The sequence below is a fragment of the Kitasatospora sp. NBC_01560 genome (assembly GCF_045208415.1).
In the GTDB taxonomy this organism is placed as follows: Bacteria; Actinomycetota; Actinomycetes; order Streptomycetales; family Streptomycetaceae; genus Kitasatospora.
In genome coordinates, this window is the sequence record NZ_CP109364.1 from 2289156 (window position 1) to 2313897 (window position 24742).

The 24742-nt window shown below is 74.6% G+C and carries 26 protein-coding genes; 14 read left to right on the top strand and 12 right to left on the bottom strand.

Features of this window, described 5'->3' with window-relative positions:
• Positions 1-49: 49 nt before the first annotated feature.
• Together OH807_RS09460 and OH807_RS09465 are read right to left on the bottom strand one after the other, a co-directional pair.
• A complete protein-coding gene (locus OH807_RS09460; RefSeq protein ID WP_406196305.1) occupies positions 50-667 on the bottom strand; it encodes a TetR/AcrR family transcriptional regulator in 618 nt (205 codons plus the stop codon).
• Positions 668-750: 83 nt separating this feature from the next.
• Positions 751-2772 (bottom strand): PE-PGRS family protein, encoded by a 2022-nt coding sequence (locus OH807_RS09465; protein WP_406196307.1) that lies wholly within the window; start codon positions 2770-2772, stop codon positions 751-753.
• 205 nt (positions 2773-2977) lie between these two features.
• Between OH807_RS09465 and OH807_RS09470 the strand changes: the two genes are divergently transcribed.
• The 3 genes from OH807_RS09470 to OH807_RS09480 all read left to right on the top strand — a co-directional run bounded on the left by OH807_RS09470 (position 2978) and on the right by OH807_RS09480 (position 7127).
• On the top strand, positions 2978-4465 hold the full coding sequence (locus OH807_RS09470) for a hypothetical protein (RefSeq protein ID WP_406196309.1): 1488 nt from the start codon (positions 2978-2980) through the stop codon (positions 4463-4465).
• A 128-nt stretch (positions 4466-4593) separates the two neighbouring features.
• Entirely contained in the window at positions 4594-5868 is a 1275-nt protein-coding gene (locus tag OH807_RS09475; RefSeq protein WP_406196312.1) for an AAA family ATPase, read from the top strand.
• Positions 5865-7127: a DUF2201 family putative metallopeptidase gene (locus OH807_RS09480; protein WP_406196315.1), complete on the top strand. Its 1263-nt coding sequence runs from the start codon at positions 5865-5867 to the stop codon at positions 7125-7127. The genes OH807_RS09475 and OH807_RS09480 overlap by 4 nt, the downstream gene beginning before the upstream one ends.
• A gap of 116 nt (positions 7128-7243) precedes the next feature.
• Here OH807_RS09480 and OH807_RS09485 read toward each other — a convergent pair whose 3' ends face one another.
• The 3 genes from OH807_RS09485 to OH807_RS09495 all read right to left on the bottom strand — a co-directional run bounded on the left by OH807_RS09485 (position 7244) and on the right by OH807_RS09495 (position 10245).
• Positions 7244-8230 carry an aldo/keto reductase gene (locus OH807_RS09485; protein ID WP_406196317.1) on the bottom strand — a complete coding sequence of 329 codons (987 nt, stop codon included), beginning with the start codon at positions 8228-8230 and terminating at the stop codon, positions 7244-7246.
• Between the two features lie 159 nt (positions 8231-8389).
• Positions 8390-9274, bottom strand: coding sequence for an ABC transporter permease (locus OH807_RS09490; RefSeq protein WP_406196319.1), 885 nt, complete (start codon positions 9272-9274; stop codon positions 8390-8392).
• A complete protein-coding gene (locus tag OH807_RS09495) occupies positions 9271-10245 on the bottom strand; it encodes an ATP-binding cassette domain-containing protein (RefSeq protein ID WP_406196322.1) in 975 nt (324 codons plus the stop codon). Before OH807_RS09495 ends, OH807_RS09490 begins: the two co-directional genes overlap by 4 nt.
• 108 nt (positions 10246-10353) lie before the next feature.
• Here OH807_RS09495 and OH807_RS09500 point away from each other — a divergent pair, with 108 nt between their 5' ends.
• Positions 10354-11139: a TetR/AcrR family transcriptional regulator gene (locus OH807_RS09500; protein WP_406196325.1), complete on the top strand. Its 786-nt coding sequence runs from the start codon at positions 10354-10356 to the stop codon at positions 11137-11139.
• Positions 11140-11202: 63 nt separating this feature from the next.
• Here OH807_RS09500 and OH807_RS09505 read toward each other — a convergent pair whose 3' ends face one another.
• Positions 11203-12681, bottom strand: a complete 1479-nt coding sequence (locus OH807_RS09505) for a serine/threonine-protein kinase (protein WP_406196329.1) — start codon at positions 12679-12681, stop codon at positions 11203-11205.
• Between the two features lie 231 nt (positions 12682-12912).
• Between OH807_RS09505 and OH807_RS09510 the strand changes: the two genes are divergently transcribed.
• The 4 genes from OH807_RS09510 to OH807_RS09525 all read left to right on the top strand — a co-directional run bounded on the left by OH807_RS09510 (position 12913) and on the right by OH807_RS09525 (position 15854).
• Positions 12913-14058 (top strand): serine hydrolase domain-containing protein, encoded by a 1146-nt coding sequence (locus OH807_RS09510; RefSeq protein ID WP_406196331.1) that lies wholly within the window; start codon positions 12913-12915, stop codon positions 14056-14058.
• Between the two features lie 231 nt (positions 14059-14289).
• Positions 14290-14742: a carboxymuconolactone decarboxylase family protein gene (locus tag OH807_RS09515; protein WP_406196333.1), complete on the top strand. Its 453-nt coding sequence runs from the start codon at positions 14290-14292 to the stop codon at positions 14740-14742.
• A 437-nt stretch (positions 14743-15179) separates the two neighbouring features.
• Positions 15180-15311, top strand: a complete 132-nt coding sequence (locus tag OH807_RS09520; protein ID WP_406196336.1) for a DUF6271 family protein — start codon at positions 15180-15182, stop codon at positions 15309-15311.
• The gene (locus OH807_RS09525) at positions 15312-15854 is read left to right on the top strand and encodes a GNAT family N-acetyltransferase (RefSeq protein ID WP_406196339.1); all 543 of its coding nucleotides are present in this window, start codon (positions 15312-15314) and stop codon (positions 15852-15854) included.
• A 90-nt stretch (positions 15855-15944) separates the two neighbouring features.
• Here OH807_RS09525 and OH807_RS09530 read toward each other — a convergent pair whose 3' ends face one another.
• From OH807_RS09530 to OH807_RS09540, 3 genes are all read right to left on the bottom strand, one after another.
• Positions 15945-16754 (bottom strand): alpha/beta fold hydrolase, encoded by an 810-nt coding sequence (locus OH807_RS09530; RefSeq protein WP_406196342.1) that lies wholly within the window; start codon positions 16752-16754, stop codon positions 15945-15947.
• Between the two features lie 71 nt (positions 16755-16825).
• Positions 16826-17548, bottom strand: a complete 723-nt coding sequence (locus OH807_RS09535) for a hypothetical protein (RefSeq protein ID WP_406196344.1) — start codon at positions 17546-17548, stop codon at positions 16826-16828.
• 90 nt (positions 17549-17638) lie between these two features.
• Positions 17639-18082: an ATP-binding protein gene (locus tag OH807_RS09540; RefSeq protein WP_406196346.1), complete on the bottom strand. Its 444-nt coding sequence runs from the start codon at positions 18080-18082 to the stop codon at positions 17639-17641.
• 191 nt (positions 18083-18273) lie between these two features.
• On the opposite strand from OH807_RS09540, the gene OH807_RS09545 reads away from it, so the two are divergent.
• Positions 18274-19134, top strand: coding sequence for a helix-turn-helix domain-containing protein (locus OH807_RS09545; protein WP_406196348.1), 861 nt, complete (start codon positions 18274-18276; stop codon positions 19132-19134).
• Positions 19131-19364, top strand: coding sequence for a DUF397 domain-containing protein (locus OH807_RS09550; RefSeq protein ID WP_406196350.1), 234 nt, complete (start codon positions 19131-19133; stop codon positions 19362-19364). The genes OH807_RS09545 and OH807_RS09550 overlap by 4 nt, the downstream gene beginning before the upstream one ends.
• 74 nt (positions 19365-19438) lie before the next feature.
• Here OH807_RS09550 and OH807_RS09555 read toward each other — a convergent pair whose 3' ends face one another.
• The gene (locus tag OH807_RS09555) at positions 19439-20464 is read right to left on the bottom strand and encodes a saccharopine dehydrogenase NADP-binding domain-containing protein (protein WP_406196353.1); all 1026 of its coding nucleotides are present in this window, start codon (positions 20462-20464) and stop codon (positions 19439-19441) included.
• Positions 20465-20594: 130 nt separating this feature from the next.
• Between OH807_RS09555 and OH807_RS09560 the strand changes: the two genes are divergently transcribed.
• Positions 20595-21605 carry a helix-turn-helix domain-containing protein gene (locus OH807_RS09560; RefSeq protein ID WP_406196356.1) on the top strand — a complete coding sequence of 337 codons (1011 nt, stop codon included), beginning with the start codon at positions 20595-20597 and terminating at the stop codon, positions 21603-21605.
• Between the two features lie 98 nt (positions 21606-21703).
• Here the strand turns inward: OH807_RS09560 and OH807_RS09565 are convergent, their stop codons facing one another.
• Positions 21704-22009, bottom strand: coding sequence for a hypothetical protein (locus OH807_RS09565; protein ID WP_406196358.1), 306 nt, complete (start codon positions 22007-22009; stop codon positions 21704-21706).
• Between the two features lie 159 nt (positions 22010-22168).
• Here OH807_RS09565 and OH807_RS09570 point away from each other — a divergent pair, with 159 nt between their 5' ends.
• Positions 22169-22750, top strand: a complete 582-nt coding sequence (locus OH807_RS09570; RefSeq protein WP_406196359.1) for a TetR/AcrR family transcriptional regulator — start codon at positions 22169-22171, stop codon at positions 22748-22750.
• Between the two features lie 148 nt (positions 22751-22898).
• On the opposite strand, the gene OH807_RS09575 is transcribed toward OH807_RS09570, so the two are convergent.
• The gene (locus tag OH807_RS09575; RefSeq protein ID WP_406196361.1) at positions 22899-23543 is read right to left on the bottom strand and encodes an NADPH-dependent F420 reductase; all 645 of its coding nucleotides are present in this window, start codon (positions 23541-23543) and stop codon (positions 22899-22901) included.
• A gap of 93 nt (positions 23544-23636) precedes the next feature.
• Between OH807_RS09575 and OH807_RS09580 the strand changes: the two genes are divergently transcribed.
• The gene (locus tag OH807_RS09580) at positions 23637-24020 is read left to right on the top strand and encodes a winged helix-turn-helix transcriptional regulator (protein ID WP_406196364.1); all 384 of its coding nucleotides are present in this window, start codon (positions 23637-23639) and stop codon (positions 24018-24020) included.
• A 433-nt stretch (positions 24021-24453) separates the two neighbouring features.
• Complete coding sequence (locus tag OH807_RS09585; protein WP_406196366.1) at positions 24454-24672, top strand: ferredoxin; 219 nt, start codon at positions 24454-24456, stop codon at positions 24670-24672.
• The last annotated feature ends 70 nt before the right edge of the window (positions 24673-24742 follow it).

Sequence of the window (24742 nt, forward strand, 5' to 3'; positions counted from 1 at the left end):
CGGTGATTACATCAGCGGTCGACAAGCCGGTCAATACTCCGCGCAGCGCTCAATTCCCCACTGATCCACCGGGATTGGCGATCCCTTGGCCGAAGGTGTCCAGCACCTGCCCGGCCAGCTCCTCGGCCCGCTCGGGCGGCAGGTAGCCGTCGATGATCATCTGCGCGAGTCCGTACACCAGCGCCTGGCCGGCCAGCCCCACCAGCGCCGGATCCCCCGGCCGCAGCCGGCCCGCCTCCTGGTCGGCGACGATGAACCCGGTGAACGCCGCGTCGATCCCGGACAACCGCTCCGCCAGCTCCGGCTGCCGGTCCGCCGTGAACACCCGCGAGCGGACCAGCTCGAACCGGTGCGGGTGAAGCAGCGCGTACCGGACGAACCCCAGCCCGACCGCCCGCAGCGCCACCCCGGTACTGCCCTCGACCTCGGCCCGCTGCCACTGCTCGAAATCCGCCAGGACGCGGTCCGCCAGGGCCGTCAACAACGCCTGCCGGTCGGCGAAATGGCGGAACGGCGCGCCCGCCGACACCCCCGCGCGCCGCGCCACCTCCCGCATGCCGACCGCGCCCGGCCCCGCCTCGTCCAGCACCTCGAACGCCGCCGTGACCAGCGCCTCCGGCAACGCCCCGTGGTGATAACTGCCCCGCCGGGCAGGCCTCTCCGTCATACCGGCAAGTGCTACCACAGCGCGGCGCCCGGCACTGCGCGCCCGGCACTGCGCGGCCGACGCGGCGGCGGCTCCGCTCGTCGTCAGCCGTCCGCCGGCGGGAGGTCCAGCAGGTGGTGCATCAGGGCCTCCGGGAGAGCCGGGTTCGTCGCGGCCGCCGCGGCCGCCGCCGGATCGGCCAGCAGCCCGGCGAGGATGCCCGCCGGCAACCGCGGATCGGAGGCGGCCGCGGCGGCCAGGCCCCGGTCGGGGTCGTCCAGCAGCCGGACCACCGACGCGGCGGACAGCCGTGGATCCCGCAGCGCCCGCCACCGGACGCCGTAGTCGGTGTCCCGGCCGAACCGCTCCACCAGTTCGACGGTCGACTCCGGGTCGTCCAGCGCGAGCCGACGCATCCGCGGGTGCGGGTGATCGGCGTACCGTACGGCGTTCCCGCGCGGGAAGTTGGGGTGCTCGGGCATCCGGCCGACGGAGTAGCCGTCCCAGGTCTGCCACATCTCCAGCAGCAGCCCGGCCGGGGCCCGGTCGCAGTGCTCGGCCAGCAGCAGCCGGACGGCGCGGTCCTCGTCGCCGGCGAGCCGGTCGGCCACGTCCTGCGGCAGGGTCTTCGCGCAGGCGACGCTGCGGCGCACCAGGATGTGCCCCGAGGCGGCGAGCCTGCGCATCGCGTCGGGGTCGTCGTGCTGCTCGCGGACCCAGTCCAGCACCGGGTGGCGGCCCGCGGGGTCGATCTCCACCGGGATCCGGGAGCGCTCCTCCTCGCCGAGTTCGGGCCGCAGCGAGATCCGCAACCGCACGTGGCGGTCGGCGTCCTGTCCGAGCAGGGCCACCAGATCGGCGGGCAACGTCGGGTTGTCGGCCGCCTCGGCGCGCAGTTCGGCATCCGGGCCGTGGGCGAGCGCCTCGGCGAGTTCGCGGGTCAGCACGCAGCGCGCGGCGGCCCACCGCCGGTCCGCGTCGGCGGGCAGTCCGTCGAATTCGGCCGCGGCGAGCGGTGTCGACAGGTGGTGGCCGAGCAGCGCGTTCGTCCGGACCGTGTCGTCCGCGTCGGTGAGCAGCGCCGCCCGGGCCCGTTCGTCCAGGAGGTGCCAGGCACGGAGCACCGCGCTCCGGCGGACCATCGGTTCCGGGTCGCCGGCCAGCGTGGCCAGGTGCCGGGCGGGGAGGCCGGGGTGGCGTACGAGTTCGGCCCGGACGTCGGTGTCCGGATCGGCGGCAAGGAGGTCGAAGGTGGCGTCGGTGAACTCCGGCCCGCCGTCCACCATGCACACCAGTGCGACCCAGCGGAGCCGGGTGTCCGCCGCCCGGAAGAGCCGCTCGCGCTGGGCGGGCGTGAGTGACCGCTCCACCACCTGCTTGCGCACCCGCAGGTGGGGGTGGGTGATCCAGGCGTCGACGACCTCCTCGGGCAGTGCCCGGTACTGCAGGCTGTGAGGCAGGCGTTCGTTCTCGCCGACGTCGAGGAGCCGGGCCAGGACGTCGGCGCCGGCGGACGGGTTCCGGGCGAGCCCGTCGCGCCACTCGGTGCGCAGCCGCGGTGCGGCATCGGAACGCCGGAGCAGCGAGGCCCAGGCGGGCGACCCGGCCGCGCCGGCCGCGTCGTCCGTCAGGTCCGTGGCGGTGGCGGCGGCGACGCGAGCCCGGGCGGACTCCTCCAGCCAGGCGCCCAGGCCGCCGACGGCGACCAGCCGGACCACGCCCGCCTCCGTACGGCAGCCGACCACCCGCTCGCCGTCGAGGGACATCGTGACGAACTCGGGCGCACCCGGCTCCGGTCCGAGCGCCCCCGCGAGGTCCCAGGCCTCCGCGAGCCGGACCCGGGCCCACCCGCGGTCGCACCCGCAGCCCCGACCGGGCACCTGGACGAGGAACACCCCGTCCCCGTCCGGCACTCCGAGCCCGTCCGCGAGGCGCCGCCACCGCCGGTTCACCTCGGCCACCCCGTCCGGGTGACCGGCCGGCACCACGTCCACCACGCCGGCGCCGCCCAGGACCGCCCGCCAGGCCGCCGCGGCCGGCCGTGTCCCCGGCACCCCGCGGTGCCCGACCCGCTCCAGGCCCGCCCGCTCCAGCAGTTCGTCCGGTTCGTCCCTCGCACACGCCATCCGGCCATCCTCCCGTACCGGCGGGCGCCCGGACCGACCCCGTCCGCCCGTACGGCCCGGGGCCGGCGGGGCTCACCCGGTGCCGGCCGGTGCCGGCCGGTGCGAAAACACCTGGCGGTCGATCACCACCGCCGCTATGCTCGCCGGCGATGACGACTCAACTCCTCCTCGGATCGGGGGTTCTGTCCGCGCAAGGTGAGTGCTGATGCTCACTGAGACCGCGAACAGGGACTCCCGCCTTTCCCTCTGGCAGCGCGTGCGCGAGTTCGCCGTGCCGCCCTCCATGATCGAGACTGCGACCACCCGCCGATCCGTCGGTGACTGGGCGGGGGCGTGTGCCGCCGCAGGCTTCGACGTCGACCTCGATCTGCGCACCACCGCGCGCACGTACGGCCAGGAGCTCGCCTCGCGGGTCCGGGCCGACCTGCGCCGGCTGGCCCCCGACCTGCTGCGCTGGCACCTGCCACGCATCGCTCCCGACGGGCTGCTGCGCCCCGGCCTGACCATCACGCTGGCCCGGTACGCGACCGGTTCGGGCGATGGGCTCGGACGGGTGCACCTGGTGGCCCGCACGCCCCCGGGCTGGGCCGACGGCGGCCAGCGGGTCAGCCTCGCGCTCTGGGACGCGGCCCGCGCCACCGCGGGCCTGCGCCACCACCCGCACCCGCACCCCAGCCGGCGGTTCCGGCTCGACCTGCACCGCCACCTGTGGGACGCGCAGCGGTCCGCCGATCTGCGGGTCCGCTCCGGGGCCGACCTCCCGCCCGCCGACACCGGCCCTTCGGACCCCGCCACCCGGCCTCCGGACGATCCGGACGGTCCGGACAGTCCGGCGGGTGTGCGCGCGCTGCTGGGGCCGCTGCTGCAGCACTGTGCCGTCGACCGGTGGGCGGCCGAGGCCGCGATCCTGCTCCGCGCCGAGGGGCGGCCGGACGGCCCGGTCGTCGTGCGGCTGGGTGGCCGGCGCCGGCTGCTCCTCGACCTCGCCCCGGAGCGGGCCGGGCCGCCCGCGCTCCGGCTCGCCCCCGCCTCCGCCGGGGGCGACCGCGCCACCCGGCGCGGGCACGACGGGCCAGGCAGCGGCCGCGGCGCGCCGCCACCCGTACTGTCCGACGCCGCGACCTGGGTGCTGCCCGATCTGGAGCTGGTCCGCACCGGCTCCGTCGACGCCCGACGGCTGCACCCCCTGGTCGCCGCAGCCCTCGCACCGGACCACCCGCCGGCCGGCGGCCCGTCCCCGCATCCGCACCCGGACGCGGACCCGGCGGGACAGCCCGGCATCGTGGACTGCCGGGGCACCCGGCACCGGATCGGCCTGGTCGACGGGGTGCTCGTGCCGCTCGACCACGACCCGGCGGAGATCCGCCGGGAGGAGCTGCTGGTCGCCCTCGGCGGCACGCCGCTGCCCTGCCTCCAGGTGATCGACCGGGCGCACCGCCGGCCGGAGTGCCTCACCGGTGTCCGGGAACGCCTGGACCACGGCGACGCCGCCGGCGCGCTGGCGGTCGTCGAGGGCCTGCTGGGCCCCGACGCGGTGCTGCGCAGCGGCGCCCTCCAGGACGAACTGCAGGCGGCCGCGGACCGTCTGGTCGCCCACGGGCTGCTCCGGGCGGGTCTGGTCTCGCCCGGCCCGGCTCCCGCGCGACGGCCCGGCACCGACCGCACCCGCAAGCGGCACGCCACCCGTCGCTGACTCGCGAGCCCTCCCGCCGGCGCCCGCGCGGCGGCCCCGCCATGCCCACCACCACGAATCCCAGGTGATCACAGATGCCCACGCCCACACCCACACCCACCCTGTCCGCCACGCCCACCCTGTCCGCCATGCCCTTGACGCCTGCCGGCCCCGTCCCGGACGCCGCCACCCGCACCACCGCCCAGCTCGACGTCGCCGGTGCGCTGCTGGCCCTGCTGCGCGACACCGGCACCGAACCGCGCCCCGACGAGCAGTTGGAGGCGCTGACCCTGGCCGTCGCCGCCGACCTCCCGGTCCTGCTCTGGGGCGAGCCGGGGATCGGCAAGACCGCGGCCCTCACCCAGCTCGCCGCCTCCCTGGAGCTCCCGCTGACCACGGTGATCGCCAGCGTGCACGAGCCGTCCGACTTCTCCGGCCTGCCCGTCCTCGGCGACGATCCCGCCACCCAGGGCGTTCCGATGGCCCCGCCGGACTGGGCGGTGCGGCTGGTCCGGGCCGGCCGCGGGCTGCTCTTCCTGGACGAGCTGTCGACCGCGCCGCCGGCCGTGCAGGCCGCGCTGCTCCGGCTGGTCCTGGAGCGGCGCATCGGCTCCCTGCAACTCCCGCCCGGGGTCAGGATCGTGGCGGCCGCCAACCCGCGCGCCTCGGCCGCGGACGGCTGGGAGCTGAGCCCGCCGCTGGCCAACCGCTTCGTCCACCTCCAGTGGGTCCACGAGCACGACGTCGTGGTGCGCGGTCTCGGCGGCACCTGGCCGCGGGCCACCCTGCCCCGGCTCGACCCGGCCCGGCTGCCGGAGGCCGTGGCCTTCGCCCGCCGCGCGGTGTGCGGGCTGCTCGCGGCGCGGCCCGCGCTGGTGCACCGGCTGCCGACCACCGAGGCCCGCCGGGGCGGCCCCTGGCCCTCGCCCCGGAGCTGGGACATGACGCTGTCACTGATCGCCTTCGCGACCGCGGCCGGCTCCTCCCGGGAGGTCCTCTCGCTGCTGGTGCGCGGCACGGTGGGGGACGGCCCGGGGCTGGAGCTGCTGGCGAGCCTGGACCGGATGGACCTCCCCGACCCCGAGACCCTGCTCGCCGACCCGGCGGGCGCCGTCCTGCCCGCGCGGGGGGACCTCCGGCAGGCCGTGCTCGACGGCGTGGTGGCGGCCGTGCGGGAACGCCCGGACGAGCCCCGCTGGGAGGCGGCCTGGGCGGTGCTGGTCCGGGCCCTGGAGACGGGCGCCCCGGACCTCGTGGTCGTCCCCGCCACCACGCTCGCCTCGCTGCGGCAGCAGGGCTGGGAGGTGCCCGCCTCGATCGAGCGGCTCGCCGGGGCGGTGGGCCTGTCCCGCCGCGCGGACGCGGCGGCAGGCCGGGTCGCCGCCGCCGAGACGGCCGCGACGGCCGCCGGGGCGCGCCGGTGAGCCCGGCCGGGGCGACCGGGGCGGTCGGGGCGACGCCCCTGGAGCTGGACCGCGACAAGCTCTTCGCCGCCCGGCTGCAGGCCGCCCGGGCCCGGCCCTACCTGGCGACGGCGCTGTTCGCCCTGCACCCCGTCGCCTCGCGGCGCGTCCCGACCATGGCCGTCGACCCGCACTGGCGGTGCTACGTCGCACCGGCGTTCGTGGCCCGGACCTCCGTGGAGGACCTCGCCGCCGTCTGGGTGCACGAGGTGTCGCACCTGCTGCGCGACCACCACGGCCGCAGCGACCGGTTCGCCCGGGCGAACGGCCTGACCGGCCGGGCGGAGCGGCTGCGGATGAACATCGCCGCCGACTGCGAGATCAACGACGACGCGTTCGGCGACGGCCTGGTCACGCCGGAGGGCGCCGTGACGCCGGAGTCCCTGACGCTGCCCACCGGCGAGCTGATGGAGGAGTACCTGCGGCTGTTCCGGCTCGGCCCGCACACCGATGCGCTGGCCTGGCTGGACTGCGGCAGCGGCGCCGACGGCCTCGACCGGCCGTGGGACCTCGGACCGGACGGCGCCCACGGGCTCAGCCCGCAGGAGCGCGACGCCGTCCGGTTCCGGGTGGCCCGGGGCATCAACGGCCGCCCGGGGACGGCCCCGCAGGGGTGGCAGCGCTGGGCCGAGCAGGCGCTCCACCCGCCGCAGCCGTGGCGGGAGCTGCTGGGCGCCGCGGTCCGTTCGGCAGCCGCCGGCTCCGGCGCGGGCGAGGACTACAGCTACGGCCGCCCCGCCCGGCGCTCCGCGGCGCTGCCCGGGGCCGTGCTGCCGAGCCTGCGGCGCCGGCCGCCCCGGGTCGCCGTGATCATCGACACCTCCGGCTCGGTCAGCGACGCCGAACTGGGCAGCGCCCTGCTCGAAGTCACCGCGATCTCCCGCGCCGTGGGCGGGCGCCGGGACGTGGTGAGCGTGCTGTCCTGCGACGCGGCCGCCCGGGTCGTCCACCCGCTGTGCCGCGCCGAGGGCGTCCCCCTGGTGGGCGGCGGCGGCACCGACCTGCGGGCGGGCTTCGCCCGGGCCCTGCGGATGCAGCCGCGGCCCGACGTCGTCGTGGTCCTGACCGACGGCCAGACCCCCTGGCCGAGCTCCCGGCCGCCGTGCCGGACGGTGGTGGGCCTGTTCCCCCGCCGCCGCCCGGGCTCCTGGGACGAGGACGACCCCGACTACCGCCCCGACACCCCACCCGACTGGGCCCGCGTCGTCACCATCGAATAGCCCCCGCCGGCCCGGGCCGGCGGCCCGCTGCGCTGCCGTGCCGGCGCACGGCAGCGCACGGCACGGGCGGGGCCGGTCCCTCCGGACCCGGCAGGGGCCGGGTCCGGAGGCGCGCTCTACCAGGCGTAGTCCTCCGGGGCCGGCTTGTGGCCGGGGAAGAGCTCGTCGAGGCGGTCCAGGGTCTTCCGGTCGAGCTCGACGTCGAGCGCGGCGACCGCCGTGTCGAGGTGGGCCGGGGTCCGCGGGCCCACGATCGGGGCGGTGACGGCCGGCCGGGAGAGCAGCCAGGCGAGGCCGAGCACGGCGGGGTCGAGGCCGAGTTCGTCGGCGAGGTCCTCGTAGGCCTGGATGCGCTCGCGGTTGACGCCGAGGATCTCCCCGGCGTGGCCCGAGACGCCGCGGACGGCGAGGCCCTCGCGTTCCTTGCGCAGGACGCCGCTGAGCAGACCGCTGCGGAGCGGTCCCCAGGGGAGCAGGCCCAGGCCGTAGTGCTGGAGCGCGGGGATGACCTCCAGCTCGACGGTGCGGTCGATCAGGTTGTAGAGCGACTGCTCGCTGACCAGCCCGAGGAAGTGCCGGGCGCGGGCGGCCTCCTGGGCCTGGGCGAGGTGCCAGCCGGCGAAGTTGCTGGAGCCGACGTAGATCACCTTGCCCTGGGCGACGAGGACCTCCATCGCCTGCCAGATCTCCTCCCAGGGCGTGTCCCGGTCGATGTGGTGCATCTGGAGAAGGTCGATGTGGTCGGTGCCGAGCCGGCGCAGGCTCGCCTCGACCGCCCGGCGGATCGCGAACGCGGAGAGCCGGCCCTCGTTGGGCCAGTCGCCCATCGGGGCGTACGCCTTGGTGGCGAGCACGGTGCGCTCGCGGCGGCCGCCGCCCTGGGCGAACCACCTGCCGATGATCTCCTCGGTACGGCCCTTCAGGTTGCCCTCGCTGTCGCGGCCGTAGGCGTTGGCGGTGTCGAAGAAGTTGATGCCCCGCTCGTGGGCGCTGTCCATGATCAGGTGGGCGTCCGACTCCTCGGTGTGCGGGCCGAAGTTCATGGTGCCGAGGCAGAGTCGGGAGACGGTCAGGCCGGTACGGCCGAGGTGGGTGAACTCCATGCCGCCCACCTTCGGCCGCCCCGTCGCCGCTGTCCAGCACATTCCGTCGGCCGGTCGCCCGCCGGGTCGAAGATCGTCCGAAACGGCGTGATCACACCGGGCCCGGCCGAAAACCGGCGCAACGGCCCGGTGCAACCGCCGGGGGCGGCGGCGTGCGGCTCAGCGGCCGTGCGTGCCGAACTTCCGGACGGCGAGCGGCCCGCAGACCGCCAGCAGGGCCGCGCACCAGAGCAGCGTCGTCGGCACGGCGTGCTGGAGGGGCCAGGTCGCGCCGGGGGCGGACGGGTTGCCGAACAGCCCGCGGCAGGCCTGCACCACGGAGCTGACCGGGTTCAGGTCGGCGACCACGCGCAGCCAGCCCGGCATCCCGCCGGTGGGCACGAAGGCATTGGTCACCATCCCCAACGGAAAGATCGCGACGGCGAGTTGGCCGGCGACGTCCTCCCTGCCGACGGCCAGCCCGAGCAGCGTGCCGACCCAGGTCATGACGAAGCGGAAGAGCAGCAACAGCCCGAACGCCGCGGCCGCATCGGCCGCGCCGCCCCGGATCCGCCAGCCGGCCGCCAGTCCGACGGCGGCCAGCAGTGCCAGCACCAGCACGCTGACCAGCAGGTCGGCCAGGGTCTGCCCGAGCAGCAGGCCGGTGCGCGAGACGGACATCGAGCGGAGCCGGTCGGTGACGCCGCGCCCGACGTCCCGGGCGGCGCCGACCATGGTGGGCATGAGGCCGTTGACGGCGACCATCGCGAAGAGCCCGGGCATCAGGTACTCCCGGTAGTTGCCGCCACCGGGCACCTGCATGGCGCTGCCGAAGACGTAGCCGAAGACCACCACCATCACCACCGGCACGCCCAGCGAGGCGGCCACCAGGCCCGGCGAGCGGCGGTAGTTGAGCAGCACCCGGAGCATCGAGGACCAGGTGTCGGCGAGCATCCGGGCCGGCGCGGCGAGCACGGGCGGCCCGGACTGCCCGGACCACCCGGGCAGCGCGGCGAGCGGCGGGTGCGCGGACGGCGCAGGCGGTACGGAGTGTCCGGTGGTCATCGGGCGGCCCTCCCCGGTGCGGAGTCGGCGGTGAGCGCGAGGAACACGTCGTCCAGCGACGGCGGCCGCAGCGCGACGTCCCGGGCGACCACCCCCGCCGCGTCCAACTCCCGTACCAGCCGGGGCAGGAGCACCTCGGTGCCCGGCGCGGTGACGACGCTGACGGTGCGCTCCGCGTGATCCACCAGGACGTCGCCCCTCGCGGCCAGGGCGGCCAGCACCACGGTGGCCCGGCCGAGTTGCCCGGCCTCCGCGAGGGTGGCCTCGATCCGGGTGCCGATCGCCGCCTTCAGCCGCTGGGGCGGGCCGGTGGCGATGGCGGCGCCGTTGTCGACGACCACGATGTCGTCGGCGAGCCGGTCGGCCTCCTCCAGGTACTGCGTGGTGAGCAGCACGGTGGTACCGCCGCCGGCCAACTCCTTGACCGTGGACCAGATCTCCTGCCGGCTGCGCGGGTCGAGCCCGGTGGTCGGCTCGTCCAGGAAGAGCACCGGCGGGCTGACGACCAGGCTGGCGATCAGGTCGAGGCGGCGGCGCATCCCGCCGGAGTAGGTGCGGACGAGGCGGCCGCCCGCCTCGGCCAGGCCGAAGCGCTCCAGCAGCTCGTCGGCCCGGGCCCGGGCGGCGCGGGCGCCGAGGTGGTGCAGACGGCCGAGGAGGTGGAGGTTGTCGCGGCCGGTGATGCCCTCGTCGACGGCGGCGTGCTGCCCGGCCAACCCGATGCTGCGCCGGACGGCCTCGGCCTCCCGGACCACGTCGTGCCCGGCCACCCGTGCGCTGCCGCGGTCGGGGGCGGCGAGGGTGGCGAGGACCCGCACGGCGGTGGTCTTGCCCGCGCCGTTGGGGCCGAGCAGGCCGCAGACCGTGCCGGCCGGGACGGTCAGGTCGAGGCCGCACAGGGCCCGGGTGGCTCCGAATCGTTTCTCGACGCCCGTCATCTCGACAGCGTTCGACCAAGCGGTGTCGGACATGGCTCAGCCACTTCCCTTCACTAGGTACAGCGTACGTAGAAGTGCGCGCGCACGCATCGTACTACGTACGCCGTACGTATCTAAGATGGGTGCCGAGGTGATCTCCCAGTGCCGTCCAGCAAGCCCCAGAGCAGCACCACTCCGCCCGCGTCCGGCCCGCCCCCGGCCGGGGCGGGCGGGGCGACCGCGCCCGCGCCCGCCGAGGTGCCGGAGCTGATCTGGCTGCGCCCCGAGCGCACCGGCCGCGGCCCCCGCCCCGCCCACAGCCGGGCATCGATCGCCGACGCCGCGATCGGGATCGCCGACGCCGAAGGACTGGACGCCGTCTCCATGCGCCGGGTCGCGGCGGCGCTCGGCGCGGGCACCATGTCGCTCTACAACTACGTACCGAAGAAGGAGCACCTGCTCGACCTGATGCTCGACGCCGTGGTCGGCGAGTACGACTTCACCGGTCTCGCCCCGACCGGCGACTGCCGCGCCGACCTCCGGCGGCTCGCGCACGCGCAGCTCGCGGTGATGCGCCGGCACCCCTGGCTGCCGGCCCTGGTGGTCGCCCGCCCGGGGATGGGCCCGAACGCCCTGCGCTACACCGACCACTTCCTCGCCGTCACCGAGCCCACCGGCCTGGACGGCAGCACGCGCCTGGAGGCCCTGGCGCTGCTCAACGGCTTCGTCTGCCAGTACGCGCAGTACGAGCAGACGGCGGTGGCCGGCGCCAAGTGGCAGGCAGACCTCGTCGGTTACCTCACCAGGGCCGCCGGCAGCGGCGAATTCCCGCACCTGGCGGTCGCGTTCGCCACAGCGGGGCCGCCGTCGACCGATCCGGACGCCACCTTCGACCGGTCACTGACCCGGGTGATCACCGCCGCGCTGGCACCGGTCGACCGGGCCTGACGGTCCGGGGGGCACCGGCGCCCCCCGGGCCTCTTCACTCGACGCCGCGTCGGACCACCGGCCTCAACGGCGCGCGACGCCGAGCGGCCCGCGGCTGCCCGGCACCAGCAACCAGAGCAGCCAGGCGCCGGTGCCCAGGAAGAGCATGTTGAGAGTGATGTGCAACGGCCCCTCGCCCAGGCCCACCTGGCGCGTGCCCAGCCACTGGGAGACCACGGCCTTCGTGAGGAAGAACAGCGCCACGTCGGCGGCCACGGTGGCGCCCCAGACCGCCGCCGGGTGCCACCGCGGGCGGGGCAGGGCGTGCAGGAGCGCCAGCACGCCGGTCACCAGGAGGGCGTGGGGCACGAACGCGTCCGGGATGGTGCCCAGGTAGTTCCAGGGCAGGGCGCAGCCGATGAGCCAGATCAGCCCCATGCAGCCGACGAAGCGCACCAGCGCCGCCCCGACGGCGGTCACGCCCGCACTCGGGGTCGCGGACGGGGCGGCGGTCGGGACGGCAGGCGGCACGGCGGGCGGGGTGAAGGTCAGGTGCGGAGCCGGGGCTCCCGTGGCCACCGTCGGCCCGGTCTGCTCGGGCAGCCACGCAGCCGCTGCCGCCGCCTGCGGGGCGGTCGCCGGCAGCGGCGTGGTGGCCGCCGACGGGGCGGACACCCACGGCTGGGCCCCGTACCACCCGCCGCCCGGGGCGTCCGGGGCCGTCGGCGCCGCGACCGCCGCACCCGCCCGCGCCACCGCCTCCAGCGCCGTCAGCGCCTGCCCGGCGGTCGCCCGCAGCGCCGGGTCCTTGGCCAGCAGTGCGCCGAGCAGCGGTGCGAGCGCACCGGCCCGGACGGGCGGGCGCGGCTCCTTGGTCACCACGGCCACGCAGAGCGCCCCGAAGGTGTCCCCGCTGAACGGCATCTCGCCCTCGACCGCCGCGTACAGCGTCGCGCCGAGCGACCAGAGGTCGTTGGCGGGTGCCGCCGGCTTCCCCTCCAGCTGCTCGGGCGCCATGTACGCGGGCGTGCCGATGACGGTGCCGGTGCGGGTCAGCGCCGTGGTCGCGTCGGCCATGTGGGCGATGCCGAAGTCGGTCAGGATCACCCGGTCGCCCATCAGCAGGACGTTGTCCGGCTTGAGGTCGCGGTGCACGATGCCCGATGCGTGCGCCTGCTGGAGCGCCTTGACCATGGCGACGCCGATCTCCGCCACCCGGGCCACCGGGAGCGCGCCGTCGCGGGCGACGGCGGCGGCCAGCGAGGCCCCGGTGACCAGCTCCATCACGATCACCGGCGCACCCGCGTGCTCGACCACGTCGTGCACGGTGACGATCCCGGGGTGGTTGAGCCGCGCGGCGGCCCGCGCCTCGCGCAGCACCCGCTGGACGAGCTGCTCGCGCTCGGCGTCGGTGACGCCCTGCGGGAGCAGCACCTCCTTCACCGCGACGTCGCGCCCCAGTGTGGTGTCCAGGCCTCGCCAGACCCGCCCCATGCCGCCCTGGCCGATCAGCTCCTGGAGCTGGTACCGGCCCCCGATCAGTGCCCCGTTCACCCCTGTCACGGCCCTCACCCTAGCGTCACGGCGGCGCGTCCTCGGCGACACCTCGTCAACTCGTCCGCCCTCGTGGCGAACTCCGCCACCGCGCCGACTGCCCGCGGTACAGGCCTGCCGGGCCCGGCGTCCGCGGGGTCATATTCGCTCGCCGACCGGCGGGTCGGCCCGTACCGTGGCCCGGTCGAATGATCTTGGCCGCCCGTGCGCGGCAGCAGTGGAGAACGGGGCGCGAGAACCATGCAGCAGTACCAGGGGTGGACCGACGAGGGCTTCGGAGCGGTCGCCGACGCGTTCGCCGGCAACTACCGGGACTTCCCCGAACTCGGCTCCGCCGTCACGGTGTTCGCCGCCGGCCGGAAGGTCGCCGAGCTGTGGGGCGGAGTAGCGGACGAGCGGACCGGGCGGGCCTGGGAGGCCGACACCGTCGTGCCGGTGTTCTCCTGCGCCAAGGGGCTCGTCGCCGTCTCCGCCCATCTGCTCGCCCAGCAGGGCCGGTTGGACCTCGACGCCCCGGTGAGCCGCTACTGGCCGGAGTTCGCCCGGCACGGCAAGGAGGCCATCACCTGCCGCGCGGTGCTCGGCCACCGGGCCGGCCTCCCGGTGCTGGACGCCGTCCTCGGCTTCGAGGAGATCGCGGCCTGGACCCCGGTCGTCCGCGCGATCGAGGAGCAGCGGCCGCTCTGGGAGCCCGGGACCACCCACGAGTACCACGGCCACGTCTTCGGTTTCCTGCTCGGCGAGGTGATCCGGCGGATCACCGGGCGCACCCCGGGGGCGTACTTCCGCGAGGCGATCGGCGGGCCGCTCGGCCTGGACGCCTGGATCGGCCTGCCCTCCTCCGAACTCGGCCGGACGGCCCGCCTGGTGGAGGCGGAGGGGCGACGTCCGATGCCCGGGCCCGAGCACCTGCTCACCCGGATCGTCACGATGAACGGCACCCTGGTCTTCCCCGGCCTGGACGCGCCGCACGGGTGGAACGACCCGGACCTGCACGCGATCGAGTTGCCGGGCGCGGGCGCAGTCGCCTCGGCGACCGGCCTGGCCGGCCTGTACGCGGCCGCCGTGACCGGCCTGGACGGCGGCGAGCGCCTGCTCTCCCCCGCCACCGTGACGGACGCCGTCCGCGAACTCTCTTCCGGCCCGGGCTTCCTGGGCTTCGACCTGGGCGCCCGCTGGGGGTCCGGCGTGGTGCTGGACTCGCCGTCGTTCCGCCCGATGCTCGGCTCCCGCAGCTTCGGCAATGACGGCGCGGGCGGCCAGTTCGCCTTCGGGGACGACGAGTTCGGCGTCAGCTTCGGGTACGTCGCCAACCGCATGATCGGCCACGGCGACGCCCGCGCCAACCGCCTGGTCGACGCCGTCCGCGGCTGCCTCGGCGGCTGACGGCGCCGGGGCGAGGTCAGGGGCCGGGGAACGGGGCGGGGAACGGGCCGGGGAACGGGCCGGGGAACGGGCCGGGGAACGGGCCGGGCCGGGGAACGGGCCGGGCCGGGGACGAGCCGGACCCTCGGTCGGGGCGGCGTGCCCAACCGCATGCCCGGTGCATATTGACCCAGGAAATGCCTGCTGAAATGCACCTGATGGTGGGCCACCTGCGCACCTAGGCTCGTTCCCATGACAGCCGTTCAGATCCCGCAGCGCATGAACTTCTCCACCGCCGCCCCCAAGGTCTTCCGGGCCGTCCTCGCCCTGGACGCCGCCGCCCGCGCGGGCCTGGACCCGGTCGTGGTCGAGCTGGTGCAGATCCGCGCCTCCCAGCTCAACCAGTGCGCCTACTGCATCGACTACCACACGGGCGACGCCCGGAAGGCCGGCGAGACCGAGGAGCGGATGCACCAGCTGGCCGCCTGGGCGGAGTCCAGCCTCTACACCGCCAAGGAGCGTGCGGCCCTCGCGCTGACCGAGGCCGTGACCCTGCTCCCGCAGGGGGTGTCCGACGCGGTGTACGCGGAGGCCGCGGAGCACTTCGAGGAGGCGGAGCTCGCCCAGCTGATCGCACTGATCTTCACGGTCAACGCGTGGAACCGGATGAACGTCGCCACCCGCAAGACCCCGGGCACCGCGTAACCCGGCGGACAGTCCCCGAGACCCCCGGACAGCCCCCAGGGCGGTGGCCGCACCTCGCGGCCACCGCCCTTCGCCGTTTCCGAGACCGTCGCACAGCGACCCCAACTGCCCGATCGGGCACCCTCCTTGGCCCCCTCCGGCACTCACCGGCATTGTCGTTGACACCTAAAGTTGGTCTAGTCCACCGTAGGAGAGAGCAAGGCCACCGAGACGGGCGCCACGACCGGCTCCCCTCGGCCGGCCACCTCGCCCCGCACGACTCCCGGGCCGGACCCGACCGCCGGCCACCCTTCGCCGCACCGGCTCCACCCCCCGCGACCGCTCTCCCGGGCCGGCCGCACCTCCGTCACGCCCCGGCGCGACCGACAACGGCGGGCACCCCGGCGACGAGGCCCCACCAGGGACAACGACCACCGACCACCGAACGGAGAACCGGCATGCGCAGAATCTGCCTGGCCCTGCCCGCCAACCGGGCCTGTACTGCCACGATTTCGGCGATCGGCACGGAGGCGGCCCACGCCGCCGAGGGCTCCACGCCGGACGCCCCGGCCACCGGAGGTACCGAGTAGATGGCCGAGGACATCGACATCGACATCCGGCAGCTGGCCGAGGCCGACTGGGACGCCGTGGTGGAGCTGGAGTTCGCGGCCTACGCCGCGGACAACCTCTCCGAGGGCGGGGAGTCCCTCCGGGCCCGGGGCCGGTCCTCCCCCGGCACCTGCTTCGTGGTGGAGCTCCGGGGGAAGGTCATCGGCTATCTGCTGAGCCTGCCGTACCCGCTGTACGCCTGCCCGGACCTGGGCGCGGTCGAGCCTGCCGCCGAGCCGGCGGAGCCCCTGCCGGCGGACGCCACGCCCACCGCCTCCTCGCCCCGCAACCTCCACGTCCACGACCTCGTGATCGCCGAGGAGTGGCGCAGCAAGGACGTCGCCCTGGCGCTCATACGGCACTTCAAGGCGTACGCGCAGATGGAGGGCTTCGAGCGCATCTCGATGGTGGCCGTCCGCCGCAGCGACATCCTGCTCGGCATGCTCGGCTACCGGAGGCACCGCGAGGTCGCCGTCCCGGAGTGCTACGGCGAGCGCGCGGTCTACATGTCGATGGCCATCTGACCCGGCGAGCCGGCTGACCGGAGTGGGAAGCCGGCCCGGCCGTGCAACCGTGGGGCGCGTGCCTGCCTGCGCACGCCCCGCGTGAGCGCCTCACCCCAAGGCGCGCGGCAGCGTCACCCGCACCCATTCCTCCGGCTGCGACAGATGCGGAGCGTGACCGGCACCCGCGTACAGGTACCGCTCCGCCTTCGGCAGCGCGAGATCGATCATGTCCAGCACCTCGCCGTACATCGGCGCACTGTCGTCGCTCTGGGTGAGCAGCGCGGGCTCGGCGAAGCCGGTCAGGGCGGTCAGGTCGAGGTCCAGTGCGTCTGGGTCCCGCAGCTCGTCCAGGTAGGTCGGCGCGTTGCGGACGTAGGTGTGCCGGATCGGCGCGGGCAACTGCTCCCACGCCCCCGGGCCGAACGCGAGCGACTCCACGAACAGCTCCGCGGCGGCCGCCGACTCCGCCTGTTCCAGCAGCTCCCGCACCGCGGAGATCCGATCGGCGAAGGCCGTCCCGATCGGCCGGAGGTCCGGATCGGCGAGCAGCATCGCGGTGCCCGGCGGCTCGTGCACGGCCAGGCCGCGGAACAGGTCCGGCCGGGCCGCGGCGAGGCGGAGCGTGACCAGCGAGCCGTACGACTCCCCGCAGACGAAGACCGGCGCGAGTCCGAGCCCCTCGATCAGGCCGGCCAGGTCGGCCGCGTCCTCGTGCACCGACCCCTGGGTGAGCAGATCCTCGCTGCGGCTGTGCCCGCGCCGGTCGTAGGTGACGACGGTGGCCTGCTCGGCCAGCCCGGGTACCACCCGCGCCCAGCTGTCGGCGTCGCTCCAGGACCCGTGCACCAGCACCACGCCGGGCCCGGCACCCCGGGCCTCGTAGTACAGCGACACTCCGTTCACCCTGATCTCGGCCATCGTGAGCCTCCCGACCTCGGTCGTGCTCCAGCCCCTACCCCACCAGCCTGACACAACCGGATCGGGACCGATCAGATCAGCGCACCGCACACGCCGCGCCCCCAGTGCCCCAGCCAGGAACCGGTGACGGAGGGCAACTCCTGCCCCTCGGTGGACTCGTCGTACGGCAGCACGGCCGTCGGCGCCAACCAGCCCTCCCCGGGGTCGATCCGCAGACGCAGGACGTGCACCGGACGCCGGAGCGTGACGTAGAGGCGGAGGTCCGCGGTGCGGGGGTGGTGGCTCTCGTAGCGCTCGTGGACCGTGCGGCAGACCGACTTGATGTCGGTGTCGGCGAGCAGCAGGTACCGGCTGCCGGGGCCGAGGTTGACGCAGAGCCGCCGCCGGGCCTTCTCCCGGGCGGCGTAGGGGAGGTTCTGGTGGTTGTCGACGTGCAGGCCGGGGCGCAGCCCGGACTCCGCACTGACGTGGGTGACCGCCAGGCCGCCCGGGTCGTCGGCCCCGCCGAGGGTCACCGGCGTCGGGTCGCCGAGCGTGGGCACGAACGCGGCGAGGCTGTCGAGGTCGGCGACCGTCCGGGGCACCCGGAACAGCTCGACCAGGCCGCTGTCGCGGGTGAAGGCGGTCGGCGCGAACCGCTCCGGGTGGCCGTCCGGAAGCCGTGCCCAGGCGCCGTCCGGGACGACGACGGTCGTCTCGTAACCGGGTGCGAGGGTGAGCCGGCGGACACCCGCGATCTCGGCCCGGGCGTGCAGGGCGGCCGGATCACGGAATGCGATGGCGGCAGGGTGCATGGCGCTTCCTTGCTCAGAAGGCGGGAGGGAAGAACCGGATGACCTTCGCGCGAGGCGTGATCACGTCCGGTGACGAGGTGCGGGCGCACCTCAGGAGGCGAGCGGGGGCGGCTGCGCGGCCGGGTCGAGCAGGACCCGCACCCAGACCCGCTTGCCCGCACCACGGCGGGTGATCACCCCGAAGTCGAACGACAGCCGACGGACCAGCTCGATCCCCCGCCCGCCCTCGTTGAAGCGGCGCGGCCGGCGCTCCCGGAGCGGCAGGTCGAAGCGCGAGTCCCAGACCTCCAGCCGGCAGTCGCCGCCGAACTCCTGGAGGTAGAGCCGGACTTCACCGTGCCCCTGGCAGGCATGGACAACGGCGTTGGTGACGAGCTCGGAGACGATGAGGACCAGGTCGTCGACCCGCTCCCCCTCCCAGCCCCAGCCGGCGAGTTGGCGGCGGACCTGATGGCGGGCCGTGCGGACCGAGGCGGAGTGGTCGGTGAGGGTGGCTTCCCAGGTCTGGAGCACAGGCCTGATCAAAAAGGACATGGCGATCCCCTTCGGCACATGCAGGACACCCCGTCAGGAGCGTGTCCGTGCGGTCACGTTGAGTGTGGGGCACGGGAAATCGAAACCGCAACCGCAATGCTTGAAGCATTTATTTGATCTTGAAATGGACTTGAGTCCGACTCCCCCGACTGGTGAGACTGGTCGTCCACACCCGGAGGGAGGGACGCCACTTGAGCAAGGACCTGTCAGCGATCAGGCAGATCCGCCTCGGCGATGAGCTACGCGCCTGGCGACTGGACAACAACAGGACGCTGATCGACATGACGGCCGGCCTGAAAGGCTGGAGCCCCGGTCGACTCAGCAGGATCGAACGGGCGCAGCAGCAGATCAACGCGGCAGACCTGGCCGCACTGCTCGACCACGCCGGCGTCACAGGCCAGGAGCGAGAGGACTTCGAGAGTCTTCTCGGGGCGGGGCCACCAAAACAGTGGTGGCGTGAACTCGACTACGCCGAAACGATCACCCCGGCCTTCGCGGAGTACCTGGCACTCGAAGCCGATGCCTCACACATACTCAACTACTTCCCCTCGGCCTTCCCTGGGCTGATCCAGACCGAGGCCTACGCGAAGGAGATGATCGCCGCAGGCGTCGACGCTCCGAACGAGGAGTTGGTGGAAGCCGGGGCTGAGGTTCGAATCCTCCGCCAGCGCCGCCTGACCGACGATCCCGTGCTCGACTTCACGGGCTACTTCGGCGAGGTCGCCTTGCTGGTTGCAGGCGATCGGAAGACTCTGACCTGCCAGATTCGCCATGCCATCGCAGTCTCCAAGTACGCCCATGTCACGCTGCGAATGGTCCCGTTGAGCGCTGGACGACCGGGCATTCTTGCCTCTGGAATCACCCTCATGCGCTTTCCCGACAATCCTGACGATGGCTTCGTCTTCGTCGAAGCCATCGGCGGTATGCTCCCCCGGAGAACAGGCCGCGATGTGCGGCGGGCCGAGAGGACGTTCGCCCGCGTCGAGCGGTTCGCACTGTCCCCGGAGGAAACCGTCTCCGCCCTTGAACTCAAGTTGGAAGAGCTGACGTGAGCGTGAAACACGACCCGTACGACCACCACCCCACCGACGCGAACTGGGTCAAGTCTCCGTTCTCTGCCGAAGGTAACGGCGACTGTGTGATCATCGCCCGCTTCCCCAACGGTGACGTCTGGCTCGGCGACGACAAGGACCCCTCCCGCCCCCACCTCGCGTTCGACAGCGCCGAGTGGGCCGCCTTCGCCCAGGCCATCCAGGCCGACTCCCCCCACTTCACCGCATGACCGAAGGCCCTGCCCGAACCCGGGCAGGGCCTTCGTCCGCCGTTCCACCGGCCGTCCCGGACCGGGCGCAGCCGCTACCGGGTCAGCTCGACCGAGACGTGCGCGGACAGCGCGCGCAGGAAGTCGGGGGCGTCGAAGATCTCGCCGGCGGAGGCGACGCCGACGGTCCTGGTCCGCCCCGTGAGGATGCGGGCGACGGCCTCCACCGCGAGCGGCGCGGTGACGGCGTAGATGTCCTGGCCCCGTGCCACGGCCCGCCGTTCCGCACCACCGGAGCGGATCACGACCTCGACCAGGAAGGTCTGGTCGGAGCGGCCGTCGGCGTCGACGGCGGCCGGCGTCGGGGTGTCCGGTGAGGCGATGTCCCCGGCCGCCTCGACCGTCATGTAGGTGCGCACCTCGGGGATGGGCAGGTGGCTGGGGATGGTGACGACGTCGGCCATGGTGAACTCGCCGATGACGGCCCGGGTGCCGACCGGCTCGGGGAAGTCCCACTCCAGGGTGGGCGCCGCGTCGTCGCGGTACTCCAGCCGCCCGTTCGCGAAGCGGACGCGGCGGCCGCCCCGCCGCTCCCGGGAGACCACGCCGGCGATGCGCGTGCCCTCCGTGGGGTGCCAGCTGTTGAGCCCGTAGGCGACGTGCGCCTCGTCGGCGGCGGTCCAGTCGCCCATCGCCGCGGTGGCGAGGAGGTCCCCGAGGCCGCCGTAGAAGGCCATCGCCGGGACGACCGCGGTACCGGCGGCGCGGGCCCGGTCCGCGAACTGCGCGAAGGTGTCGACGTTGGCCTCGATCTCGGCGGCCACGTCCACGTAGGGGATCCCGGCGCGCAGGGCGGCCTCGATCAGGGGGGCGGCCGTGGTGGCGAAGGGCCCCGCGCAGTTGATCACGGCCGCGACGCCGGCCAGAGCGGCGTCCAGGGCCGCCGGGTCGTCGACCGCCGCCGGCCGGACATCGTCCCCGGGCCGGGCCAGGGCCGCGAGCCTGCCGGCGTCGCGGCCGGACAGCACGGGGACGAACCCGCGGGCCCGCAACTGCGCCACCACGAACCGTCCGGTGTGGCCGTACGCGCCGTACACCGCTACCTGCTGTCCCGCTCCCATGGAGTCTCTCCCCCGCACTCGAACTGCTTCGTCGTCCTCGCGGGCCCGTCCGACCCGCTACGACCATCCTGGCGGGGGCGGGCGCCCCGCCGTGAGTGTCCGCAACGCCACCACCCGTACACTTCCGGACATGGGCACTCTCGCGCTGGCTGTCACCGAAGGCATGCTGCACTTCGAACTGGGCGTGGCGTACGAGGTGTTCGGCCCGGCCCCGGACGCCGTCACCGTCCCCTGGTACGACATCTCGCTCTGCGGACCGGGCGCCGTGCAGGTGGGCCGGTTCCGGCTGGAGCCCGACCACGGGCTCGACCGGCTCCGGGATGCCGACACCGTGATCGTCCCGGGCTGGGCCGACGTCGACCGGCCCCCGCCCGCCGAGCTGGTCGACGCGGTGCGCGAGGCCCACCGGGCCGGCGCGCGCATCGCCTCGCTCTGCACCGGCGCCTTCGTGCTCGCCGCGGCCGGCCTGCTCGACGGCAGACGGGCGACGACGCACTGGGCGCACACCGAGACCCTCGCCGCCCGCCACCCCCGGGTGCAGGTCGACCCGGACGTGCTCTACGTGGACAACGGCAGCGTGCTGACCTCCGCCGGCAAGGCCGCCGCGCTCGATCTGTGCCTGCACCTCGTCCGGCTCGACCACGGCCCGTCTACGGCCAACGCCGTCGCCCGGAACCTCGTCGTCCCCCCGCTGCGGGCGGGCGGCCAGGCACAGTTCGTCACCACCCCGGTGCCTGCCCGGGAGGACCACCCGCTCACCGCGCTGCTCCCCTGGGTGCTCGAACGCCTCGACCGCCCGCTCACCGTGGACGACCTCGCCCGCCGGGCCCTGATGAGCTCGCGCACCCTGAGCCGCCAGTTCCGCGCCGCCACCGGCACCACGCCCCTGCAGTGGCTGCTCACCCAACGAATCCGCCGCGCCCAGGAGTTGCTGGAGAACACCGACGACAGCATCGACGCCGTCGCCGCCGCCACCGGCATGGGCACCGCCACCACCCTGCGCCGCCACTTCCACCGCACCGTCGGCGTCCCGCCCGACACCTACCGCCGCACCTTCCGCTCCCGCCCCGCTTTCGCCCCCCGGCCCGTCCCGCCGGCCCGGCCCGTCACCCCCGCCCTGCCCTTCCCGCCCGCCGGCTGAGCCCGGCCGCCCCGGGCCGGGGCGCCACCGGCGCGCCGCGCCGAGCCGACCGGCACCGGGGGGCCGCTGCGACCCCTGTACGCCGCGGCCCCCCGAGTTCAGATCGCCCGGTTCCGATCCCCCGGGCACAGGCCCCCGGCCCAGGCCGCCGACTCAGGCCGCCGGCACGACCGGGGCCGGTTCGCGCCGCTCACGGTCGGGCAGGACGGCCGGTCCGCCGTCAGGGCCTCCCGGCAGGCGTGGTCGGCCGTGTCCCGGCCGAACGCCCCACCGAAGCGGATCGCGCCGTAGCCCGCCCTCTCCATCTCCGCGGCGGCGTCCCGGACCCGGTCGGCCGGACGGACATCGAAGGCGAATGTCCGGATCCCGACCCGGCCGAGCCGGCTCCACGCGGTGTCCGTCATTGCGACTCCTCGGAGTTGGTGAAGGTGATCGTCGGGCCGCGGGCAGCGCGCAGCCGGGCACGCTGCGGCTCGCAGCCTTCCGGAGAGGCTCTCCGGTTCGCCGCGGCCTACAATACGGAGAAGCTCTCCGCTTGACCACCGATCGCAAGGAATCCGCCCATGACCCCGGCCCAGCGCACGGACGCCCGGCGCAACCGCGAGCGCCTGCTCGCCGCCGCCCAGCAGGCGTTCGCCGAGGCCGGCGCCGAGGCGTCGCTCAACGACATCGCCCGGCGGGCCGGCGTCGGCCCGGGCACCCTCTACCGGCACTTCCCCACCCGGGACGCCCTGCTCGCGGCCGTCCTCCAGGAGCGCGTCGAACGGCTCTGCGCCCGCGCCGACGAGCTCGCGGCCGCCAGGACGGCCGACCGGGCGCTCGCCGAGTGGCTGGGCGCGTTCCTCGCCCACACCCGCACCCACCAGGGCCTCGGCGGCACCCTGCTGCTGGGGGTCTCGGACGACCTCGCCGCCGACTGCCACCGGCTGATCCGGGACGCCGCCACCGCCCTCCTCACCCGCGCCCAGCGCGACGGCACGGCCCGCCCGGACCTCACAGCGGCCGATCTGCTGCAACTCGTGCTCGGCATCGCCCTCACGACCACCCGCCCCGACCAGGAGGACGACAGCCGCGCGGAGCGGCTGCTCACCCTCGCCCTGGACGCCGTTCGCACCCCGGGTCAGGGCCGGCCCGCCGCCCGGTAGTGCTCGGAGCTCGCGCAGACAGGCGGCGCGGGGAGCCCGACGGCAAGGTGGGCGCGAGCCCCGGTGACCACAGAGGTGCGACGCTCCGTGATCACCGAGTCAGCCGGATGCGAGCGCCTCGCGCAGCACAGGCGATGGGCGTTGTCGTCTAGTCCTGTGACCGGTCGACGACAGGAACAGCGGTGACGGGGTTGTGGCCCGCGGCGACCAGCCGCATGACGAACCCCGCCACGTCTTCGAGCTGCCGAGCGTGCTCCAGTCCGCCAATCACGGCGGGCACGCCACCGAGGTCGCGGATCAGTTCTGCGGCGATGTCGAGCGCCGCCTCGTTGTCGCCGCACATCGCCACGGTGCGCTTCGGCTGCCCCGTCGGCGTCGGCGCCAACCAGCTCGCCCCCGCGAAGAGATGCAGCGCCTTGACCACGTGGCTGCCCACGGCTCGCTCGGCGATGTGCTCCACCGCCGACCCGGTGGGCAGCTTGAGCAGGCCATCGGCGTAGTCCACCGCGTTGGTGCAGTCGATCACGGCCTTGCCGGCCAGCGACCCTTCGCCGGCTCCGGCGAGTTCAAGCACCTGGTCGATCCCCTCCCACGCCACGGCGACGACCACGGCATCGCTCGCCCTGGCCGCCTGCGCGGGGTCGACCGCCTCGACGGCCTCGCCCAGCCGCTCGGCGATCGCCTGGGCCCGTTCCTGTGAACGGCCTGCGACGAGGACGTGGTGTCCACGTCGCGTCCACGCCTCTGCCAGTGCCGAGGCCATCACGCCGGTGCCCAGAATTCCGATTCGCACGCTGCTCTCCATTCCTCGAAGGCCTGATACCTCGTTACGGTAGGGACCTCGGGCCTACCGATCGGTAGGCCCGAATCCGGTAGGAAGAGACGCGTGAACGACCACTGCGAGCCCTTCGCCGCCGACTGTGCGGTGCGCCTGGCCACCGAGCTGATAGCCCACACCTGGGACCCGGTGGTACTGATGGCGCTACGGGCGGGCAGGCGCCGCCGGATCGACCTTCTGGGTGCAATCGCGGGCATCAGCGACAAGGTCCTCGCCCAGACGCTGCGCCGCCTGCACACCAACGGCCTGATCGTACGGATCACCAAGCCCGGTGATCGCTCCGTGGCGTACGAGCTGTCGGAGTTGGGCGCCAGCCTCTCCGACGGGCCGCTGGCCGCCCTCGGCCAGTGGGCGATCGATCACGCCGATCAGATCCTTGCCGCCCAGGAGCACCACAGCACCGTTTCCGGCGACCCGGCAGCAGTCGGATAGGCGTGCGCTCACGGGCGACGGTGCGGGCGATCGTCCCGAGTTCGGCGCGGGTCCTGGCCGAGTCGTAGCCGGCGTCCGGATGCACAGTGATGCTGTCGGGCAACGACCCCAGGTCCTGGGTTGGCCCGGGTGGTGCGCCACCGGCCGGACAGGAGCGCCGCCGAGGCCGGCACGATGCCCTCCGTAAGGGAGTTGGCCACCACCGAAGGCTGTGAGGCCGTCCGCGCGACCGGGCCCGCCGACCCGTCCGGCGAAGGGTCGGCGGCTGAAACGCATTGCACCGCAAGGGCGGTTCACCCACAGGGGCCGAATCAGCCATTCTCGATCCGGCCCCGGTACCCCTCCGTAGACGGACCAGCGACGGCTAGGTTGACCGTGACAACGAGAGGCGGCCACCGGGCAGCCGGCGCCGCCCTGGCGAAAGGTGCCCGACATGCAGGTGAGCGTCGACCGGGACCGTTGCTGCAGCTCCGGCTTGTGCGTGATGAACGCCCCCGCGGTCTTCGACCAGGACGACCGGGACAGTCTTGTGATGGTTCGTCAGATCGTGCTGCTGCCCGCGCAGTTCGACGAGGTCAGACTCGCCGCCGAGCTCTGCCCGGGCCGGGCGATCACCGTCACCGGGGACGAGCCCGCGCGGACCGGGGCCTGACGGACCCCCGCCGCCGGCCCCGCAGGCCGCCGGGAACCTTCCCGGCCCCGGAACCCCACGAGAACACCCG

Excerpts from the sequence above, each read along its gene's own strand:
- OH807_RS09460 (WP_406196305.1), bottom strand. The coding sequence starts at position 667 with ATGACGGAGAGGCCTGCCCGGCGGGGCAGTTATCACCACGGGGCGTTG.
- OH807_RS09465 (WP_406196307.1), bottom strand. The coding sequence starts at position 2,772 with ATGGCGTGTGCGAGGGACGAACCGGACGAACTGCTGGAGCGGGCGGGC.
- OH807_RS09470 (WP_406196309.1), top strand. The coding sequence starts at position 2,978 with ATGCTCACTGAGACCGCGAACAGGGACTCCCGCCTTTCCCTCTGGCAG.
- OH807_RS09475 (WP_406196312.1), top strand. The coding sequence starts at position 4,594 with ATGCCCTTGACGCCTGCCGGCCCCGTCCCGGACGCCGCCACCCGCACC.
- OH807_RS09485 (WP_406196317.1), bottom strand. The coding sequence starts at position 8,230 with ATGGAGTTCACCCACCTCGGCCGTACCGGCCTGACCGTCTCCCGACTC.
- OH807_RS09490 (WP_406196319.1), bottom strand. The coding sequence starts at position 9,274 with ATGACCACCGGACACTCCGTACCGCCTGCGCCGTCCGCGCACCCGCCG.
- OH807_RS09495 (WP_406196322.1), bottom strand. The coding sequence starts at position 10,245 with ATGTCCGACACCGCTTGGTCGAACGCTGTCGAGATGACGGGCGTCGAG.
- OH807_RS09510 (WP_406196331.1), top strand. The coding sequence starts at position 12,913 with ATGCAGCAGTACCAGGGGTGGACCGACGAGGGCTTCGGAGCGGTCGCC.
- OH807_RS09515 (WP_406196333.1), top strand. The coding sequence starts at position 14,290 with ATGACAGCCGTTCAGATCCCGCAGCGCATGAACTTCTCCACCGCCGCC.
- OH807_RS09520 (WP_406196336.1), top strand. The coding sequence starts at position 15,180 with ATGCGCAGAATCTGCCTGGCCCTGCCCGCCAACCGGGCCTGTACTGCC.
- OH807_RS09525 (WP_406196339.1), top strand. The coding sequence starts at position 15,312 with ATGGCCGAGGACATCGACATCGACATCCGGCAGCTGGCCGAGGCCGAC.
- OH807_RS09530 (WP_406196342.1), bottom strand. The coding sequence starts at position 16,754 with ATGGCCGAGATCAGGGTGAACGGAGTGTCGCTGTACTACGAGGCCCGG.
- OH807_RS09535 (WP_406196344.1), bottom strand. The coding sequence starts at position 17,548 with ATGCACCCTGCCGCCATCGCATTCCGTGATCCGGCCGCCCTGCACGCC.
- OH807_RS09540 (WP_406196346.1), bottom strand. The coding sequence starts at position 18,082 with ATGTCCTTTTTGATCAGGCCTGTGCTCCAGACCTGGGAAGCCACCCTC.
- OH807_RS09555 (WP_406196353.1), bottom strand. The coding sequence starts at position 20,464 with ATGGGAGCGGGACAGCAGGTAGCGGTGTACGGCGCGTACGGCCACACC.
- OH807_RS09560 (WP_406196356.1), top strand. The coding sequence starts at position 20,595 with ATGGGCACTCTCGCGCTGGCTGTCACCGAAGGCATGCTGCACTTCGAA.
- OH807_RS09565 (WP_406196358.1), bottom strand. The coding sequence starts at position 22,009 with ATGACGGACACCGCGTGGAGCCGGCTCGGCCGGGTCGGGATCCGGACA.
- OH807_RS09570 (WP_406196359.1), top strand. The coding sequence starts at position 22,169 with ATGACCCCGGCCCAGCGCACGGACGCCCGGCGCAACCGCGAGCGCCTG.
- OH807_RS09585 (WP_406196366.1), top strand. The coding sequence starts at position 24,454 with ATGCAGGTGAGCGTCGACCGGGACCGTTGCTGCAGCTCCGGCTTGTGC.